Here is a 16,234-nt window from a genome sequence, read left to right as displayed (position 1 = left end):
AAAAGAAAAAGCCCGCGCGATGGCGGGCCTGATGAAGTGTGTGGTGGCTGGTTTAGGCAGCCGGATAGAACTTGGACTTCTCCGACTGCGGGATGCGACTGACCGTCCTCAGGACACCGTGGAGGGCCGGATGGATGAAGTCAGGGGCCATGCCATGACCGAGGAGTGTTGCGTTGTCCTGGACGTTCGTCGGTAAGACCTCCACGACCTTGTAGTCAGCCGTGCCGTCACCCCTATCCGTCCGCCCAGAAAGCGTTCGGCTGGTCCATAGCCCTGGCTGGTATTCGAACATGACGCGGGAGCCCAACGGTACCGACGAAGGTAGCCGTATAGTGTCCCAGTTTGTCGTGCCGTCTTGATTGCCTGGGTGGCCAATCACGTTGCCAAGTGGAAACAGTTCAGCGGCTGGACCCTTCCTGGGATCACCGTCCGACATGAAGGCGGGCAGCAGGTCGATTACCTTGTTGTACCAAGTGGACGACTTGATCGAGCTGTTCACACTCGCGAGGGTTCCAGACACGGGGTCCCACTGGGTGGTCACTGAGTAGCCTGCTACGCTGCGCCCAGCGTCACTCGACGAGAAGGTCGGCATGAGGGTCATACCGACGATGTGGGTGCCTGCGCCGTATCGGGTCTTGACGCGGCTAGGCAAGCCGAACTTACGGCTCTGCCATAAGCTCAAGGTCGTAGTGGTATCGTTACGGCCAGACTGGTCGAGGACGAAGGTCCAGATCGGTTTACCACCGTTGAAGTTGTCGCGGATGTAGTCGATCATAACCCAGCGCTTCGTAGCGTTGGTTGCCAACTCGTACTCAGAGTGAGCACCTGGGACACCCATGACGACCGGGATTAGGCTTCCCCATACAGGGTCTCTCTGGTCGAGCCACCGTCTCCAAATGCCCATATTTCGCTGTCAATCGGCGTCCAAAATTCACCCCTTATCGGCATCCAATTTTGACCCCCTTGGTGGTGTAGATCAGCACTTGGCCTGCCCGGCGCTGGCCGGGGTTGCAGAGGGTAGGCCAAGTGCGGGTGATGATCGTCTTCGGCTTTAGCTTTGAGAGCGGTTCTTGAAGCGCCAGGACTCGTTTCCGGTTTCGACAATCTCGCAATGATGGGTCAGACGATCCAGAAGTGCTGTCGTCATTTTGGCGTCGCCGAACACCGTCGGCCATTCGCCGAACGCCAGGTTCGTGGTGACGATGATCGACGTGTGTTCGTAGAGCCTGCTGATCAGATGGAACAGGAGCTGACCGCCTGCCTGGGCAAATGGCAGATAGCCGAGTTCGTCGAGGATGATGAAGTCGAGACGGTTGAGGTAGTCGGCCGTCCGACCTTGCTTGCCGCTGCGCGTTTCCGTTTCCAACCGATTGACCAGATCGACGACGTTGAAGAAGCGCCCGCGTGTTCCGTTGCGGATCAGTGCACGGGCAATCGCGATGGCGAGATGGCTCTTCCCGGTTCCGGTGCCGCCGACGAGGACGACGTTGCGTTGATCGGCGACGAAGGTGCCGGTGGCCAATTCCCGCACCAGGGATTCATTGACGGGCGTATCAGCGAAGTCGAAGTCGTCGATGTCTTTGGCAAGCGGCAGCTTGGCGATGCTGAGCTGGTAGCGAATGGAGCGTGCCTGCTTTTCGGCGATCTCCGACTGCAATAGATCGCCGACGATGCGGGGCGGTTCGTGCTGCCGCTTGATGCCGTTACCCATGACCTCGTCGTAAGCGCTACGCATTCCATAGAGCTTCAGCGTGCTCATGAGTTCGAGAACCTGCGTGCGTTCCATCAACTTGCCCTCCTGAGGCTGTCATAGCGTGCGCAGTCGGCGACCGGTTCATGGGTCAGACGCAGCGCATCCGGGGTTTGCAGAGCTGCGGCCGGAGCCGGATCACGGCTGCGGGCCAGAATATTGATGATCACCGAGGCCGAGCAGACGCCCTGATCCAAAGCCTCCTGGCAGGCAGCATCGACAGCCGCCAGACCGTCCGCCGGAACGCAGCCGAGGATGGTGACCATTTGCCGATCACCGTCATAGACGCTCTTCAGCCGCCTGCGCACTTTCTCCATCGCTGCGGGCAAAACCCATTCGCGGAAAGGCGCCCCGTTGCGCAAAGCGCCAGGTTTGCGAGCTAGAACAGGTACATAATGCCAAGGATCGTAGATCGTCTCGCCACGACCAAAGCAGCGCTGATGCTCACCGACGTTCACCCCGTCCTGCCTGATGACGATCTTCTCGGCATAGGCGTGAACCTCGACAGGGCGGCCGACCGCCGTTGAGAGGACGGAGTATTTGTTGTTGTCGAAGCGGACGGTGCAGGTCTTCGACACGGAGGCCGGGACGCAGTGGAAACCGTCGAACGGTCCAACGTAATGCACCAGGCTGCCGCGCTCCTCCTCGAACACCTGCCAGATCATCCGCTCCGTCTGCTCGGGATGGCGATGTGCCTTGGCGTAGGCGATGCATTTATCGAGCAGCCAGACGTTCAGCTCTTCCAGGCTTTTGACGCGAAGGCGTGGGGTGAAGAAGCGTTCGCGCACGAGACCAACCTGGTTCTCGACCTGTCCCTTCTCCCATCCGGATGCAGGCGTGCAGGCAACGGGATGGACCAGATAGTGGCTGCACATCTGCAGGAAGCGGCGATTGTATTGTCGCTCCTTTCCAACGAACACCGCTTCGACCGCCGTCTTCATGTTGTCGTAGATGCCGCGCGTGCAGGTGCCACGGAAGAAGGCGAAGGCCTTGTCATGCGCGTCGAACACCATCTCCTGGCTCTCGCGCATGTAGGCCCGGACAAACATCATCCGGCTGTGGCAGAGCCGGACATGGGCGACCTTGACGGTCGTCGTCACGCCGTTGACCAGAATGATCTCGTGGCTCCAGTCGAACTGGTAAGCCTCACCTGGAGCGTAATAGAGAGGCACATAGGCTTCCGCCGTCACTGCTCCCCGGTTCTTCGCCCAGGTCTTGGCGTATCGCCGGATCGCGTCATAACTGCCATCGTAGCCGAGTGCCCGAACCTCCTCGTAAATCCGGATCAACGTCAGCCGCTCGCGCGACGGCTTGCCCTCATTGGCTGTCAGAAACCGCTCAATCTCCGCCTTCCAGGCTCCGATCCTTGGCAACGGTTGCCGTTCTCGTTCATAGGTAAAATCCGTCTCGTCGGAACGCAGTATCTTGCGAACCGTGTTGCGCGACACATGAAGTTCCCGGACGATCTTCTTCACGGACCAGCCCTGCACATGGAAGGCCCGTCGAACACGCGCAATCGTATCCACTCGCTTCAACTCCCGCTCCATCCGCCGCTAAAAGCCGGATGGTCAGATGAAATCTGAGGGGGGTCAAAATTGGACGCCGATTACCCCGCCAAGGGGGTCAAATTTGCACGCCGGAACACATATTTCGCCGCTCGTCTGCCGACGCAGCGATCTCCTGCCGCTCCGCAAGTGAGTCCGCGAGCATGAGAGGAACCGGCCTGCCATCCCATCCCTTAGCCAGCACCAAGGCTGGACCATAGGCTTGCGTCTGGGAGTTGGTGGCATTGCCAACGGTGTTGTACCAAGTGTCTGGGTCAAGGGCTGGCGTCGAGGGGCCATTAGCTGCCGCAAGGGCACGAATGGAAGCGAGGTCACCCGCGCCCCAATATTTCTCACCACGGTGTCGCTGGATTCGGTAGGCGCCCAACCGGTTCTCACCTACGTTGCCATGGTAGACCGTGCGGATACCGAAGATGGACCAAGCTGGGAGGGCTGTCGGGAGGGTTACCTGCCCGTAGACGATACCTGTGTTTGCCGTGATGGTGGCTGCCGCCAGTCCCCCAAAGAGGATCGGGTATTCGGTGCCATTGGGGTGGATGAAGAACGCCTCGTCGAGGAGCGTGTCTGTGGTTGGACCTTGGGTTTCCTGCGGTGCGTTACCACCTTCGGTGAGCGCAAAGCCAACGAATGGGATCAGGAAGTCATTGGTCGGATAGTCGGGGGACCCGAAGAACAGCTTGGAGCACTGGTAGTTCAGGCCGGCCGGATATGTCCAAGGGTTTGCCGTGTTGCCTGTAGGCCAGCGTGTTCCGGTGGCTGCGGGCATATAACGGTTGGCGTCCGGTACCCACGCAGGGTGCCCGAGCGCCCGACGAGGAGCCCTCCCAAATCGAGGAGAGACCGTCACGCCGATGATTGGCATGGGGCCTCCTATTCCGTCTCGATGTGGATTTCGACGCTGGCGTTCGAGACTGCCGTAATGCGCCGAATGCGGGCTGCGATATAGTGGTTACCTGCGGTGAAAGTGCGGGTGACCGCAGCTCCATCATCGTCATTCAGATAGACCATAGAAATGGTCGCAGTCGCGCCATCAGGGACGTAGATTGCGAGTGCCTTGGAATAGATCGGCAGCTCCTTTGCGCCGATGTCCCCGGTCCCGACTTTGTAGCACTTGGTCGGTGAGCTGATCAGCGTTCGTCCGCTGAAGCTCGGGTAAGGGTCACGCTTGCTTTCGTAAGCCATGTGAATGTCCTTCACGAAAAAAAGGGGAGACCCCCGAAGGAGCCTCCCCTGAATTCACTGGTGGATTGATTAGGCCGCAGCGTTGCGGATTTCGACAGCGGCCTGCGGGCGCAGGATGCCGTGACCGACCGCGTACTTGGCGACCATCAGGTGACCCTGACGGCGGATGTCGTAGGCCGACTCCATGCCCATATCGAGCAGCTTGACGGTACCGACCGCCGACTTGTGCATGACAAGTGCGGAGGTGTTCGCGAAGTTGCCGCGATACTTCAGGCCCGAACCAGCTTCAACGCCGGTAGCGGCCGAGAGGTCCGCGTTCGGCAGGTGGTTCGTCTTGACGATCTGGATGCCGGCGACCTTGAGGATCGAGCCCTCAGCGTAGGAACCCATGCCGCCCCAATCCTTGTTCAGGTTGTTGGTGGCCTTGACGAGGTTGTAATACTGGGCGGGGCGGACGAAGGCGACACGCTCTTCTTCCGGCACGTCCTTCTCGTCGAGCTTCTGGGCTGCGATGAACAGCGCGGCTGCGAGGTGGTCGCCGTTGGTGTTGAAGTTCGGCGTGGCCGGCAGACCGGCTTCACCCGTCAGGATGACCGAACCACCCGGTTCACCGTCGACCACGTTCGTGGCACGGGCAGCGAGGACGCCGACCTGAAGCAGGTGCTTGTCCATCGTCTTGGCCAGGAAGCGGCCCATCTCGGTCGAGTAGATCGAGCGCAGATCGTAGTGGGTCTTGGCCTCGTCGATGTTGGCGATGAAGCCGTGCGAGATCAGGAGGTCGTCGATGGTGATGACCGTCTCGGCAGCCTTCAGGTTCAGACCGGTGATCTCAGTGCCGGGAACATGGTATTCGCCACCGACCTTACCAGTCGCCGGGAACTGAGCCGACTTGCCGGAATTGATCGTGCGCGTCATCGTGTGTTCGAGGGCGACGTTGGTTTCCTCGAAAGCAGTGAGGACTTCGCCTGCGAACTGCATGAGGAACAGTGCATCCACATCACCAGAGCCGTTGATCTGACCGATGCGGGTAACGTTGGCGTTTGCCATTTAAGTATTTCCTGTGAAGAGTTGGAAGTTGATCAGGCTTCCGAGAACGTCTTCACTCGACACGACAAAGTTGTCCCGACGCATCGGGGCTAAGTTTGCAGAGTGGTGTTCTTGGGATTACCTTGGACAGCCGCGTATGAGGCACGCAGCACTGTCGAACTTCTTTCACAGGGTAGGATGATTGGAGATCGGGGTCGGGATCGAACCGACATGCTTCGGATTTGCAGTCCGAGCCGTAACCATTCCGGCACCCGATCTTAGTCCTGGTAGACATTCTCGTCTCATTTTCACCGCCCCAGGACTGACCAGCGGCATGCCTGCCCCCGAAGGGGCAAGCAGATATTAGTAGAGGCCCGGGCCGGTCGGAGCTGCCGGGAAGTCCTTCCGCTTGACGGAGAGGACGGAGGCGATGCTTTCGAGGACCGACAGGATTTTCGCAGCGATGGCGTCATCCTTCGGGGTCGGCGTCAGCTTGGAGATCAAAACGAGGACGGCCTGCAGCGCGAAGAGCACTGCGAAAATGTCGTCGAGGTGAGCCCAAACCAGCGCCACGATAGAGGCGAGTGCGGTCATTGGCGTTCCTTAGAACAGAGAGGACTTGGAGAGGATGCGCTGGACATCAGCTCGGTAGGCTGGGTCCTTCTTGTAGCGCGGGTCACGCATTGCTGCGGTGAGTTCTGCGGTCGACCGGTACACCTCCGAGGAGCTGCCGTTGGTATCGCCATTGAGCAGTTCAGGGTCGTCGCCATTGGCAGCCACGAAGCGAGCCTTCAGCCCCTGAACAGCCATCTTAGCTGCGGTGGTGTTGCCGCTGTCGACCTGATCGTTGTAGGCAGCGATCTCGGCCGGCGTGAGGTTCAAGGCTGCCCATTCGGTCATCTGCGCATAAGCGTCTTCGCCACCGACTGCGAGGAGGACCTCGGCACGGTGGAGCTGGGTCTTCGCTTCCTGGCCGGCGATGAAGTCGTCGACAAGTTCCTTGGAGAGGCCCTTCTCGGCCAGCTTGGCGTAGCTCTCATCGGACAGCGCGCCCTTCTCAGCGAACTCAGCGCCGAAGGCGTCGAAGTCGAGGCCGACTGCGGTGACCGCTTCACGGGCCTGATCGAGGGGAGCTTCGTCACCCTTCGGTGCCGGCGTGGACTGCTTGCGTTCCAGTTCAGCATAGGCTTCAGCCAGGGCTTCCGGCGTCTGGAACTTCTCGGGGAGCCAGGAGGGACGTTCAGCGGGCGTTTCGGCAGGCTTCTCGTTGGAACCGGACTGGTTCTGGAATTTCTCGACCATCAGAGCGTTATGCTCGTCAGAGCCGGGGACCACGATCTGGTCCTGTTCGTTCACTTCGTTTTCCATGGTTCCTGCTTATTTCGAGACTGGAGCGTTGCGGCGGCGGGCAATGCCGAGCGAGATCGCGGACCCCTTGCGGGCGAACCACTGCTGCTCTTCGGGCTTCGGTCCCTGCTTCTCGGCCGGCGTCGAAGTACCCCGAGCGGGAGCCTGGGGCTTCTGCACGGTGTTCGCGTTGGCATTTGCACGGGACGGGATTTTGAGAGCCGGGGCGTTCTCACGGGCAGCCGCAGCTTGGCCGATCACCGAATTGGCGCTGGCGATCCCCACGGCCTTCGCGGGACGCGGGTAATCCTGCTTCGGGGCAGGCTTATCGGCTACCTTCGGGGCAGCCTTCGGAGCGCTGTCGACGGCAGCCTGAGCATCAGTCTTCATCGCCTCGGGGCGAGGTGTTGGTGTCGGGACGGCCTTCTTGGTCTTGGCCATCTCGTCTTTCGTCTTGGTGTGGTAAGACTTGCCCCCAAACTTGAAGGTGGTCTTGCCAGCTTTGCGGGCAGCCTTGAAGGCGTCACCGAATGAGGTCATGAGGTAGTCCTTAGAAGTCGAGGGAGACGATGCCGCCATCGTGGACAGTCCGCTTGGGACCGGCACGACCGGAAGGCACCTCAGAGGTCAGAGGGGCAACTTTGGTTACCGCGCTCTCGTCACCCTGAGGAGGCTGATTGGGCTTGGGCTTGCGCGCCATTCTGCACCTCTGGTTTGAGTTGATCTCGGAGGATGTCCATCCCCTTCGGGCCGAGCTTCTCGATGAGCTGCTGCATCATCGCTGTCTGCTGAGCCTGGGCGAGCTGCTCTTGGGTCTGGACGAGGCCGGCCATGTCGATGCCAAGGGAGGTCCCGATGCGGGTTAGGAAGTCGGTCTTATTGATCTCAGGCGGTAGCTGAGCGGCCTGCACTGCTGCGCTGGCGAAGACCTGAAGCTTGTTCATGTCATGGCCGCGACCGAGCGCTTCGAGGCCGGTCGTGATGGTCGGCCTGACTACACCCTTGGGCAGCGGAGGTATCTTCTTGGTCCGCTCCATGCGGAACATCAGAACGCGGACGAGCGGGAGTTGGAACTCCTGCGACAGGATCGAGTAGACGCCACCAAGGGCATCTTCCAGCTCGCCGGCCATGTACCGAATCTCTTCGGCCGTTACGCGCTCCCCTGCCCGCTGGATTGCGGTATTCAGGAGGAAGGCGAACGACAGGCGCTGCTGGATGGTCTCAATCGTCTTGAAGGCGATCTGAAAGTCGGCGTACTTTTCCAACTGCAGGACGCTTACGTCTTCGGCATTGCCCGAGCGGACAGCGCCAGACGGGGCCTTGGCAATGTCGGTCATGCGGGTCGTGCCATTCGGGTTCACGAGGAACAGCACCTTGGCAGCCGCAGCCGAGCCCTCCACGATGGCCTGCTGGAGAGTTTCGAGGGACAGGAGGTCGCCGTAATATTCTTCGACGTAGCCGCGACCGTAGTCCTCGCAGTCAATCTTGGTGAACCGCAGGGCAATCCACGGGCACTTATCGAGCGGATAAGAGCCACGCGAACGGGGCACGGTCATGCCCTTGATCTCCTGCCTGATGACCCATCGGTCGGCCGTTCGGACGATGTGGGTGTACAGCTCGACGGTCTTCTCGTTCGACTTCGACTTGGATTTGACGTGTGCCTTCATGGCCTCAGGGACCATGTCAGGGGAAATGTCTTCGCGGGTTATGATCTCGATCACATTGCCCATCGGGTCACGCTTGACCACATAGCGGTCGAGACGGAAGACCCGCATGCCTCCCTCGTTCGGGAGGTAGATTAGGACGTTACCAGCAACGAGGAGCTGCTTCAGCGCTTCGAAGGCGGACACACGGATTGCCGTGGTCTCGATCTCCGTCATCAACGACCGCTCGATCTTGTTCAGGCCCTTCTCGACCTCGGCTCTCATCCCCTGCCGCTGCGTCAACTGTTCGAGCGTGAAGTCGTCGATCATCAGACGGAAGAAGGGGGAGTTCGGAGGGAGAAGGGCCAGCAGGAGCTTGGAGGCCAAATTGTTCACGCCCCGTGCGCCGATGCCCTGGAAAGGGGTCGGAAGAGCCGAGGACTCAGAGTGACCTGAGGGAGGGAGAAGCGATGGGATGGTCAGCTTGGCAGACGCCCGTGCCCTTTCGAGGACGACAGACCTGGCTGCGCTGAGCTGCTGATAACGACCGGAAGCTGTTTGTCCGGTCATCGGGGAACCTTATGCCTGTGGAACGTTGATCCCGGTTGCGCCCCCACCAGTGCCCGCGTCGAGCGGGATGCGGAGACCAGATCTGCCCTTGCGCTTGGCCTTAATGGCTGCCTGCTCGGGGGAGAGTTCGTCGGGCGTCTTCGGGCCAGCCTGATTGACGGTGGCCGCAGGCTGAGCGGGCGGCGGGGTCTGGGCTACAGCCTCGACCTTCTGCTGCTTGACTTTCGGTGGGCACATTTATCGGAGAACCTGTTCGTTGATCACCGTCTCATTCTGACGGCGATATTGTTCGAGGAGGAACCTCACGACAGCTCTCTCACCCCCACTCCATCTGATCTCATCTAAGGAGGTTTTTAATGAGGGGGTCCTCTCAGGGAACCTCTTATCGAGAGCCTCGACGAGGTCTTTGGGGATATGAGGGAAGCGATCTTCGTCAGCGGCCATCGAGTTATCCTTAAGTGGGGGGTAATTGAAAAAGCCCTCGGGGTGGTCTTTCACCCCAAGGATTTGATCGCCTCGACCAGCTCAGCGCGCCGGCTGAAATCGAGGTAGATCGTCGCGGTTCTGGTCTGCAGGACGAGCTGGCCCCCCTTGCGGGAGACCTTCAGGTCGCTTGGTAAGTTTTCGTTCGTGTGGTCCTGCAAGCTGCTCACTGTGCCTTCGGAGCTTCCTGCACAGTAGTCGTCGGAACGGGTGCGGCCGGTGCTGCAGGTGCGGCCTGGGCGGGTGCCTGGGTGGGAGCTTGCTCAGCCGGCTTCTCGTCATCGCCGAACAGCCAGGAGGCGATGCCGTAGCCAGCAATCGAGCCGAGCATACTGGAGAAGAAGCCGCCACCGCTCGACTGGTTGATCGTGGTCGAGGAGTAGGAATTTGAGGACGGACGGCTGTAGCTGTAGGCCGGTCGCGAGTAGCTCGTTGAGGGCAGGCTGTAGCTGGTGCTGGGGCGGCTGAAGGAAGTCGACGGGCGCGAGAACGACCGCGAGGAGCTGAACGAGGACGAGCGGAAGGAGCTGCCACCACGGAAACCGCCGAAGGAAGCGGCCTCGGCCAGGGAGACAGAGACGAGCATCACCGAGAGGAGAGCGACTGCGAGAAGCTGGAGACCAGCGAAGAACTTCTTGATCATGAATTCACCAGTGAATTAAAGAGGTTAAATGGACTGCGCGACGACGAGTGTCTTCGTGTAGAGGTCGCGAAGTGTTCCAGTGTTGTGGATGACGTGGTGGAAGAGGTGGTCCTTAAGACGGCCCTCATATGCACCACCGGCCTCCCTCGAAGGGTCAGGCCGAACGACTTTTACCAGCGTCCCGCCGAGGGAAGTGATCAGGTCGTATTCATTGGGGAAGCGGAGATCGTCGACGACAACATCGATTCCCTTGTCTCTCAGGCCCTCGATCTTGGCGGCTGCCACCTTGGTCCAGAGGTCTTGATCGATGGCCTCGCGGCCCCAATCAGTGCCCAGGGTCTGCATGATCTGACGTGGGGTCACCGTCTTGAAGCCGGGGATGACTGCCTCCTTCAGGTCACCTTCGATCATCCGCTCGACCGTCGTGTCCTCGAAGCCCATGGAGCCGAGGAGACCACGGGCCATGTTCTTCAGCGGGCCGGCGAACTTCTCGTTTGCGAAGCCGTGCTGGATGAGGACTTTGGCGACCTCAGACTTCCCACTACCGGCTGCATCGCTGTAGAGGGCGATCAGCTTTCCTTTGGGCTGCCATTTCATGCTGCGTTCGGGACAACATGCGATGAGCTTCGGGTTTGTCTTACGCTTTTCCCGCAACTCGTCCTCATTCATTGTCGAGCCGCAGCCCGTACAGCGGAGGATTTTGCCGTCTACCGTGGTTGCCACAGGATAGGCTCCTTCTTCTTGAAGTCGTAGTCGGACGCACGGAGGATGCGAGCCACGCGGGCCTGCGTCAGTGCATCGGTTTCGGTGAGCTTGGCTTTCTCGAAGGCGGCAACCACGCTCGCCCAGCCCTCTGCCAGATCGAAGTCTTCAATCGGGCCGAGGATCGCCTCAGCCTTCTTCGGGCCAATGCCAGGGCAGCCTGAATAGCCGTCCGTGGTGTCACCCATGAGGGTCTGGTAGAGGTGCCAGTAGTCGGCCTCCTGCTCGGAGTATTCGACGATCTTGGTCTTGCCGTCGATGTTGCGGCAGGACTTGCCGGGGATCGTCTTCATGTCCTTATCGATGGACACGATGATGCGCTCGTCGGTGCCCTTCATGGTGGCGAGAATGCCCATGCAGTCGTCACCTTCGAGGCCTGGGCGGAAGTAAGCGCCAAGCTCTTCGATCATCCACTCCTTGGTCTTCATCAGAACCAAGGGCTTCTTGATGTTCGAGCGGTTGCCCTTGTAGGTGGCCAGGACGGACTTGCGGAAGTTTCCGAGGCTGTCGGTCAGGCAGAGCTTGCAGGCATCGCCCTTCAGGTCTTCCATCGTGTCGTCGATGATCTGCTTGACCTTCTTCTGCACCTCGAACTCGTCGACGTGCCAAGTCCAGTAGCCGTCGCCCCAGTCAGTCGCCACCTCAAGGGACGAGGCAGCCACGTAGGCGACCACGTCCGCGTCGATGAGGAGGGTTCTAGTCATGGAGGATGACACCCTCCTCTGCTTCGGCTGCCGTCCAGTTGACGTGACCGACGAAGCGGTATTCGTCCGGGTAGAGTTCCGCATATGCGTCATTGACGACATGGTGCGGCGGGCGTTCGTCCCAGATGATCGGGACCAGATCGTCACCGCTTTCGGTGCGACCGAAGGTGACCCAGCGTTTGGTTGACATCAGCGTCTCCTCGCAAAGGTTTGATAGATTTGAAGGATCGACCGATCCATCAGGGTGTTGGTGATGCCCTCGGCAACTGCGCGATAAGCCACACGCTCGCGAGGTTCGTCGCGGTTGAACTCATCGATCTCGACCCTCGTCTCGAAGGTCTTGCCGTTGATCTTGAAGACCATTCGGACGTGGTCCTTGAAGTGCAGGACATCGCGGCAGGTATCGAGCGTTACGAACTCGACCTTGGTGTCCGCGACTTGGTGCCCAATGATCTCCTTGATGGAATCCCCGGCTTTGTCTTGCAGCTCGCCATAGAGGCGGGCCGCATCGGCAGCATCGTTCGGCTGTTGGTTGATGGTCATGTGATGGTGGTGGGTCGTGCGCCCACCGACGAACGTGCGGTCGAACATCAGGAGACCAGCCTCGCGATGTCGACGACGATTGCCACGAGGATGATCACCGATAGGATTTTAGCGGTGCGCTCAGTCATGGCTCATCCCCGACAGTGCGTAATAGTGGGAGAGGCCGACCGGCGTGATCATCCACTTGCGGGAGTACAGGCCGGCAGCCATGCGGGTCGTGATGAAACCGTCGCTGGCTGCCATGGCAATCAGATCGGCGTTCTCACGGGCGAAGTTCGATTTGGTCTTGAAGGGGTTCTCCAAGGCCTGCTTGAGGATTTCGAGCATGGCTCAGTGTGTTTCCTTCCAGTTGTTTCCGATCTTGAATTCCCCGTCGATGGGGCACGAGAAGGCGAAGAACGCCCCCGCGTCACGCATCGCTTGGACGACGATCTGGCCCACTTCGTCCGCGATCTCAGGCCGGCATTCGGTCTGGATTTCGTCGTGGATGTGGGCGACGAAGCCGTAGTCCTTACCGAATATGTACCCACGCGTGGATAGTTCACGGTAAGCGAAGATCATCGCGACCTTCGAGATCAGCGCGCCCGCAGATTGCAGGAGCGTGTTGAGGGCCGCATGGGACGATCTGATGTGGAGCTTACGTCCGTCGAGGCCGACGAGGACGCCACCAGGGCCATCCTTGAACCACCACTGCTTGGCGCTGTCCTGCCGCCAATTGCCGGCATAGACCGGGTTGACGATGAGGGGCCGCTCCTTGCGGACGAAGCCGAGCACCTTCAGTTCCACCACCTCGCGGAGGCGGCGCAGCGCCGGGGTGCGCTGGAGGAACGACTTCTTCAGCTTCTTGCCAGCCGCCTTGAGCTGCTCCTTATCGGGCTCCTCGCTTCCCTTGAAGTATTTGTCTGCAAGGTGCCGGTAAGGCAGGCCCTTCTTCCGCGCCTCGACCATGATGTCATAGACGACCGACCCGATCTTCTCGTCGCCTGCCCCGTAGAGGAAGGCGTAGATGAAGGTCTTCGAGCCATTGCGGTAAAGGATGTGGAGCGGCTTATGGTCGTCCCTCGCCTCCTGCGTCAGGTCGAGCGCTTGGACGTTAGTCCAGTGGGCGTCAGCCTCAATGAGGATGCGGCCGAACTCGCCATCATCGAAGAGGGCCATGAAGTGGGCGAGGCATCGCAGCTCAAGGCCAGATAGGTCGGCACCCACAAGAACCCAGCGGGACGTAGTGCTGAACAACGCTCGGCACTCAGCACCATAAGGGCTGCCCACTTTGGGCACTTGAGCCACGTTCGGGCCGCTGTGAGTGCAGCGACCAGTGACCGCACCGTTGGTGTTGACGGAGCCATGAATGCGCCCTTTCCTGACGAGCTTAAGCCACGCCTGATCGCCTTCGGCCAACTGACCGATGCGCTTTTCGACGAGGAAGTGTTCAGCCAATACCTTGGCCTGCGGATAAGGCAGGGCCTGGAGGATCGTTTCGTCGATCTTCGGCTGGCCGGAAGGAGTGAACTCCTGGGGCACCCAGCCCATGGCCTGCAGGCGATCTGCGATCATCTGCCGGGAGGACGGGTTGAACTCGACCATCCACTTCTTCGTGAATGGCTCGCCCCTCACATAGCCACGCTGCTTATTGTTCACCTTGGGGATGAACACCTCGGTCTTCTCGACCGGAGGGAACGCAACCTGAAGGTCCCTTGCAATCTCCATTCGTCGCTGAACGAGCTGGTGATAGAGCTTGATCGCTTCGGCCTCGTTGAAGGCGAAGCCATGGCGCTCCTGCATGGCGATGATCTTGCAGAACTCGTGCTCGATCCACAGGGACTTCTTGGCGGGGTCTTTCTTCTGGATGCGGGCGTATAGCTTCGCAGTGACTTCAACGTCCTGCTCGCAGTAAGTCTGCATTTCAGGGGACCAGAACTGCCAGTCGGAGGTTTCCCCGAACTCCCCCTTCAGCACACCGAGGCGGTAGCCCCAGGCTTTCAGGGAGTGGGAGCCGACCAGCTTGCCTGGGTAGCCCTTTCGAACCTGCTTGAGATCGTGGTCAGCAATGTCGGACCAGAGCAAGCGGGAGCAGACCAAGGTGTCGATGATCAAGCCTTTCGGCTCGAACCACGGGAACACCTTCTGCAATGCCGGGATGTCGAACTTGATGATGTTGTGGCCGATGATGACATCGGCGTTCATCAGGGCATGTAACGCTTCCTCGACGGTCCAGTCCGTGATGATTGTGGGATCATCGGAACCGTATTCGTTCGGGGTCGCGGAGATCGTGAAGCCACTATGCGGGTCACGCATGACCAACGAGTGGACCCTTGTCAGGGTGTCCAGAAGCCCGTCAGTCTCGCAGTCGAAGATGTATGTGGAAGGCGCAGGCGCGTCGATTACCGACCCGTCTGGCCAATGCCAATTGAAGTCCATGATGTTCTCTCGCTGGAGTAACTATCCACTCGTGGATGCTTTCGATTAAAAGGGGGTGTCGTCACTCGCCGGTGACGTTTCATCCCCGAACTCGATACTGGTTTCGTAGAGCCTGCCGCTCTCGCGCTCATAGCCGAGATAGATGATCTCGCCCGTGGCTTGGCCGGTGTAGCGATCCTTCAGCACACGGAAGGTTGTCACCGAACGGAGACGCTCATCGTCATGCTGCTGATCACGTTCGAGGCCGAACATGTAGTGGCACCAGAAGCCAATGGCTCGGCTGCCTTTGAAGTGCCTGATCATGACGCGACCACCTTCTTCGTGGGGCTTCCCTTCCGGCGTGGAAAGGTGCGAAACGAGGTGGATGATGATGCCCAGCTCCTTAGCTAGGGCAGCCATCTCGGCCATGATCTGTTCGAGGGCTTTGCGCTCGTCGTCCTCGGCAGCCGCAAGGGCCGTGAGGTGGTCGATGTAGAAGACCTTCACGTCCTCACTGTGAACGAGGTAGCGGATGGTCTCGCGGATGACGGACCACTCGGTCGCCCCGAAGCTGTCGTAAAAGAACAGCATGTCCTGATCGAGCTTATCGAGCGCTTCGTCCAGCTCGGCCTCGGTCCACCCATCGTCTGGGATATGGAACCGTCGACCGGAGAACTTCCCAGCCAATCTCTTCGCCGTCTCGGTAGGCATCTGTTCGAGGAAGAACACGCCGACCTTCTGTCCCAGCTCGGTGACATCGAAGGTGATCTGCTGGGTGAGGAAGTCGGTCTTCCCGATTCCGGTGCCAGCGCCGAAGGCATAAACCTCACCCCAGCGTCGGCCGTAGGTGAGCTTCGTCAGGCGATCAGAGAACCACCGGAGGCCCATCTCGATAGGCCGACGAGCGGCCTCCTTGATGTCCTTGAAAACCACGACCCCGTCGGGGCGGTAGGTCTGGGCTTGCCAGACGGCAGTGATGATCTCGTCCCCCTTCCCTGCCATGAGCAAGGCGTTGGGGTCTTTGTCCGGTAGTCGGGCGATCTTGCACTTGCCTGGAGGAAAGAGAGCAGCACACGCGGCTGCGGCTTCTCGCCCCGGCTCGTCCATGTCGAACATGAGGACCACTTCCTCGAAGGTGGTGAGCCATTCGAGGGCATTGGACAGGGCCTTCTTCGCGGACTGAGCGCCATTCTGAATGGACACGACAGGCCACTTATTGCCCTGCACCTGGCTGACCGACATCGCGTCGATCTCGCCTTCGGTGATGACGACCTTACGACCACCGCCACTCCAGAGGTTCTGCCCGAAGAGCAGCGCCGGCTTCATGTTGCCGGTGACCGTGAAGGTCTTGTCCGCAAAGCGCACCTTCTGGGCCGTGAGGTTTCCCTCATCGTCATAGTAAGGGGCGATGTGGACAAGTTGGTCTTTGAAGTGACCGATCTGGTAGCCGAACTTGCGGCAGGTTTCTTCGGTGATGCCGCGCTTTGAAAGGGCACGGTATTCCCCGCCCGAGATGAGTTCTCGCGACATCTTTGCTTTCCTTGATGTTTGGGGTGCGGAGCCATCTCCCGGCTCGTAGTAGTCACAGCCGAAGCAGTGGCCGTGGCCGTCCGAGTAGC

18 protein-coding genes, 1 tRNA gene and 1 pseudogene are annotated in these 16,234 nt (G+C 59.9%); all 20 read right to left on the bottom strand.

The genetic code is table 11. The features are described 5' to 3' along the window. Positions 1–52: 52 nt before the first annotated feature. Positions 53–775, bottom strand: coding sequence for a hypothetical protein (locus tag NXC14_RS09770; protein WP_245362142.1), 723 nt, complete (start codon positions 773–775; stop codon positions 53–55). A 276-nt stretch (positions 776–1,051) separates the two neighbouring features. After that, entirely contained in the window at positions 1,052–1,786 is a 735-nt protein-coding gene (gene istB, locus NXC14_RS09765) for an IS21-like element helper ATPase IstB (protein WP_085777969.1), read from the bottom strand. Then, positions 1,728–3,285, bottom strand: a pseudogene (gene istA, locus NXC14_RS09760) (IS21 family transposase). The gene istB and the pseudogene istA overlap by 59 nt, the downstream one beginning before the upstream one ends. A gap of 88 nt (positions 3,286–3,373) precedes the next feature. Beyond that, positions 3,374–4,177 carry a hypothetical protein gene (locus NXC14_RS09755; protein WP_245362141.1) on the bottom strand — a complete coding sequence of 268 codons (804 nt, stop codon included), beginning with the start codon at positions 4,175–4,177 and terminating at the stop codon, positions 3,374–3,376. Between the two features lie 8 nt (positions 4,178–4,185). Then, on the bottom strand, positions 4,186–4,497 hold the full coding sequence (locus tag NXC14_RS09750) for a hypothetical protein (RefSeq protein WP_085777968.1): 312 nt from the start codon (positions 4,495–4,497) through the stop codon (positions 4,186–4,188). A 69-nt stretch (positions 4,498–4,566) separates the two neighbouring features. After that, complete coding sequence (locus NXC14_RS09745; protein WP_085777967.1) at positions 4,567–5,544, bottom strand: phage capsid protein; 978 nt, start codon at positions 5,542–5,544, stop codon at positions 4,567–4,569. 182 nt (positions 5,545–5,726) lie between these two features. Further along, positions 5,727–5,801: transfer RNA gene (locus tag NXC14_RS09740), tRNA-Cys, on the bottom strand. A gap of 85 nt (positions 5,802–5,886) precedes the next feature. Further along, positions 5,887–6,117 (bottom strand): hypothetical protein, encoded by a 231-nt coding sequence (locus tag NXC14_RS09735; protein ID WP_085777966.1) that lies wholly within the window; start codon positions 6,115–6,117, stop codon positions 5,887–5,889. 9 nt (positions 6,118–6,126) lie between these two features. Continuing rightward, positions 6,127–6,891: a hypothetical protein gene (locus tag NXC14_RS09730; protein ID WP_085777965.1), complete on the bottom strand. Its 765-nt coding sequence runs from the start codon at positions 6,889–6,891 to the stop codon at positions 6,127–6,129. A gap of 9 nt (positions 6,892–6,900) precedes the next feature. After that, positions 6,901–7,410 carry a hypothetical protein gene (locus NXC14_RS09725; protein ID WP_085777964.1) on the bottom strand — a complete coding sequence of 170 codons (510 nt, stop codon included), beginning with the start codon at positions 7,408–7,410 and terminating at the stop codon, positions 6,901–6,903. A 119-nt stretch (positions 7,411–7,529) separates the two neighbouring features. Continuing rightward, positions 7,530–9,083 (bottom strand): portal protein, encoded by a 1,554-nt coding sequence (locus NXC14_RS09720; protein ID WP_085777963.1) that lies wholly within the window; start codon positions 9,081–9,083, stop codon positions 7,530–7,532. Positions 9,084–9,577: 494 nt separating this feature from the next. After that, complete coding sequence (locus NXC14_RS32365; RefSeq protein ID WP_157131390.1) at positions 9,578–9,736, bottom strand: hypothetical protein; 159 nt, start codon at positions 9,734–9,736, stop codon at positions 9,578–9,580. Continuing rightward, complete coding sequence (locus tag NXC14_RS09705; protein ID WP_085777960.1) at positions 9,733–10,209, bottom strand: hypothetical protein; 477 nt, start codon at positions 10,207–10,209, stop codon at positions 9,733–9,735. Before NXC14_RS09705 ends, NXC14_RS32365 begins: the two co-directional genes overlap by 4 nt. 24 nt (positions 10,210–10,233) lie before the next feature. Then, positions 10,234–10,932, bottom strand: coding sequence for a hypothetical protein (locus NXC14_RS09700; protein WP_157131389.1), 699 nt, complete (start codon positions 10,930–10,932; stop codon positions 10,234–10,236). Then, positions 10,917–11,675 carry a hypothetical protein gene (locus NXC14_RS09695; protein ID WP_085777958.1) on the bottom strand — a complete coding sequence of 253 codons (759 nt, stop codon included), beginning with the start codon at positions 11,673–11,675 and terminating at the stop codon, positions 10,917–10,919. The genes NXC14_RS09700 and NXC14_RS09695 overlap by 16 nt, the downstream gene beginning before the upstream one ends. Continuing rightward, positions 11,668–11,865 (bottom strand): hypothetical protein, encoded by a 198-nt coding sequence (locus tag NXC14_RS09690; protein WP_085777957.1) that lies wholly within the window; start codon positions 11,863–11,865, stop codon positions 11,668–11,670. The genes NXC14_RS09695 and NXC14_RS09690 overlap by 8 nt, the downstream gene beginning before the upstream one ends. After that, entirely contained in the window at positions 11,865–12,266 is a 402-nt protein-coding gene (locus NXC14_RS09685; RefSeq protein WP_085777956.1) for a hypothetical protein, read from the bottom strand. Before NXC14_RS09685 ends, NXC14_RS09690 begins: the two co-directional genes overlap by 1 nt. A gap of 72 nt (positions 12,267–12,338) precedes the next feature. Beyond that, positions 12,339–12,545: a hypothetical protein gene (locus NXC14_RS09680; protein WP_085777955.1), complete on the bottom strand. Its 207-nt coding sequence runs from the start codon at positions 12,543–12,545 to the stop codon at positions 12,339–12,341. A 3-nt stretch (positions 12,546–12,548) separates the two neighbouring features. After that, positions 12,549–14,636: a DNA polymerase gene (locus NXC14_RS09675; RefSeq protein ID WP_085777954.1), complete on the bottom strand. Its 2,088-nt coding sequence runs from the start codon at positions 14,634–14,636 to the stop codon at positions 12,549–12,551. Between the two features lie 45 nt (positions 14,637–14,681). Next, on the bottom strand, positions 14,682–16,145 hold the full coding sequence (locus NXC14_RS09670; RefSeq protein ID WP_198175518.1) for a DnaB-like helicase C-terminal domain-containing protein: 1,464 nt from the start codon (positions 16,143–16,145) through the stop codon (positions 14,682–14,684). Positions 16,146–16,234 lie beyond the last annotated feature (89 nt).

This window comes from Rhizobium sp. NXC14 (genome assembly GCF_002117485.1).
Lineage (GTDB): Bacteria > Pseudomonadota > Alphaproteobacteria > Rhizobiales > Rhizobiaceae > Rhizobium.
The sequence above is the reverse complement of the archived record's forward strand: the minus strand, read 5'-3'. Positions and strand labels throughout refer to the sequence as shown.

Excerpts from the sequence above, each read along its gene's own strand:
- NXC14_RS09670 (WP_198175518.1), bottom strand. The coding sequence starts at position 16,145 with ATGTCGCGAGAACTCATCTCGGGCGGGGAATACCGTGCCCTTTCAAAG.
- NXC14_RS09770 (WP_245362142.1), bottom strand. The coding sequence starts at position 775 with ATGATCGACTACATCCGCGACAACTTCAACGGTGGTAAACCGATCTGG.
- NXC14_RS09730 (WP_085777965.1), bottom strand. The coding sequence starts at position 6,891 with ATGGAAAACGAAGTGAACGAACAGGACCAGATCGTGGTCCCCGGCTCT.
- NXC14_RS09725 (WP_085777964.1), bottom strand. The coding sequence starts at position 7,410 with ATGACCTCATTCGGTGACGCCTTCAAGGCTGCCCGCAAAGCTGGCAAG.
- NXC14_RS09755 (WP_245362141.1), bottom strand. The coding sequence starts at position 4,177 with ATGCCAATCATCGGCGTGACGGTCTCTCCTCGATTTGGGAGGGCTCCT.
- NXC14_RS09735 (WP_085777966.1), bottom strand. The coding sequence starts at position 6,117 with ATGACCGCACTCGCCTCTATCGTGGCGCTGGTTTGGGCTCACCTCGAC.
- NXC14_RS09690 (WP_085777957.1), bottom strand. The coding sequence starts at position 11,865 with ATGTCAACCAAACGCTGGGTCACCTTCGGTCGCACCGAAAGCGGTGAC.
- NXC14_RS09705 (WP_085777960.1), bottom strand. The coding sequence starts at position 10,209 with ATGATCAAGAAGTTCTTCGCTGGTCTCCAGCTTCTCGCAGTCGCTCTC.
- NXC14_RS09750 (WP_085777968.1), bottom strand. The coding sequence starts at position 4,497 with ATGGCTTACGAAAGCAAGCGTGACCCTTACCCGAGCTTCAGCGGACGA.
- NXC14_RS09675 (WP_085777954.1), bottom strand. The coding sequence starts at position 14,636 with ATGGACTTCAATTGGCATTGGCCAGACGGGTCGGTAATCGACGCGCCT.
- NXC14_RS09685 (WP_085777956.1), bottom strand. The coding sequence starts at position 12,266 with ATGTTCGACCGCACGTTCGTCGGTGGGCGCACGACCCACCACCATCAC.
- NXC14_RS09680 (WP_085777955.1), bottom strand. The coding sequence starts at position 12,545 with ATGCTCGAAATCCTCAAGCAGGCCTTGGAGAACCCCTTCAAGACCAAA.
- NXC14_RS09720 (WP_085777963.1), bottom strand. The coding sequence starts at position 9,083 with ATGACCGGACAAACAGCTTCCGGTCGTTATCAGCAGCTCAGCGCAGCC.
- istB (WP_085777969.1), bottom strand. The coding sequence starts at position 1,786 with ATGGAACGCACGCAGGTTCTCGAACTCATGAGCACGCTGAAGCTCTAT.
- NXC14_RS09695 (WP_085777958.1), bottom strand. The coding sequence starts at position 11,675 with ATGACTAGAACCCTCCTCATCGACGCGGACGTGGTCGCCTACGTGGCT.
- NXC14_RS09745 (WP_085777967.1), bottom strand. The coding sequence starts at position 5,544 with ATGGCAAACGCCAACGTTACCCGCATCGGTCAGATCAACGGCTCTGGT.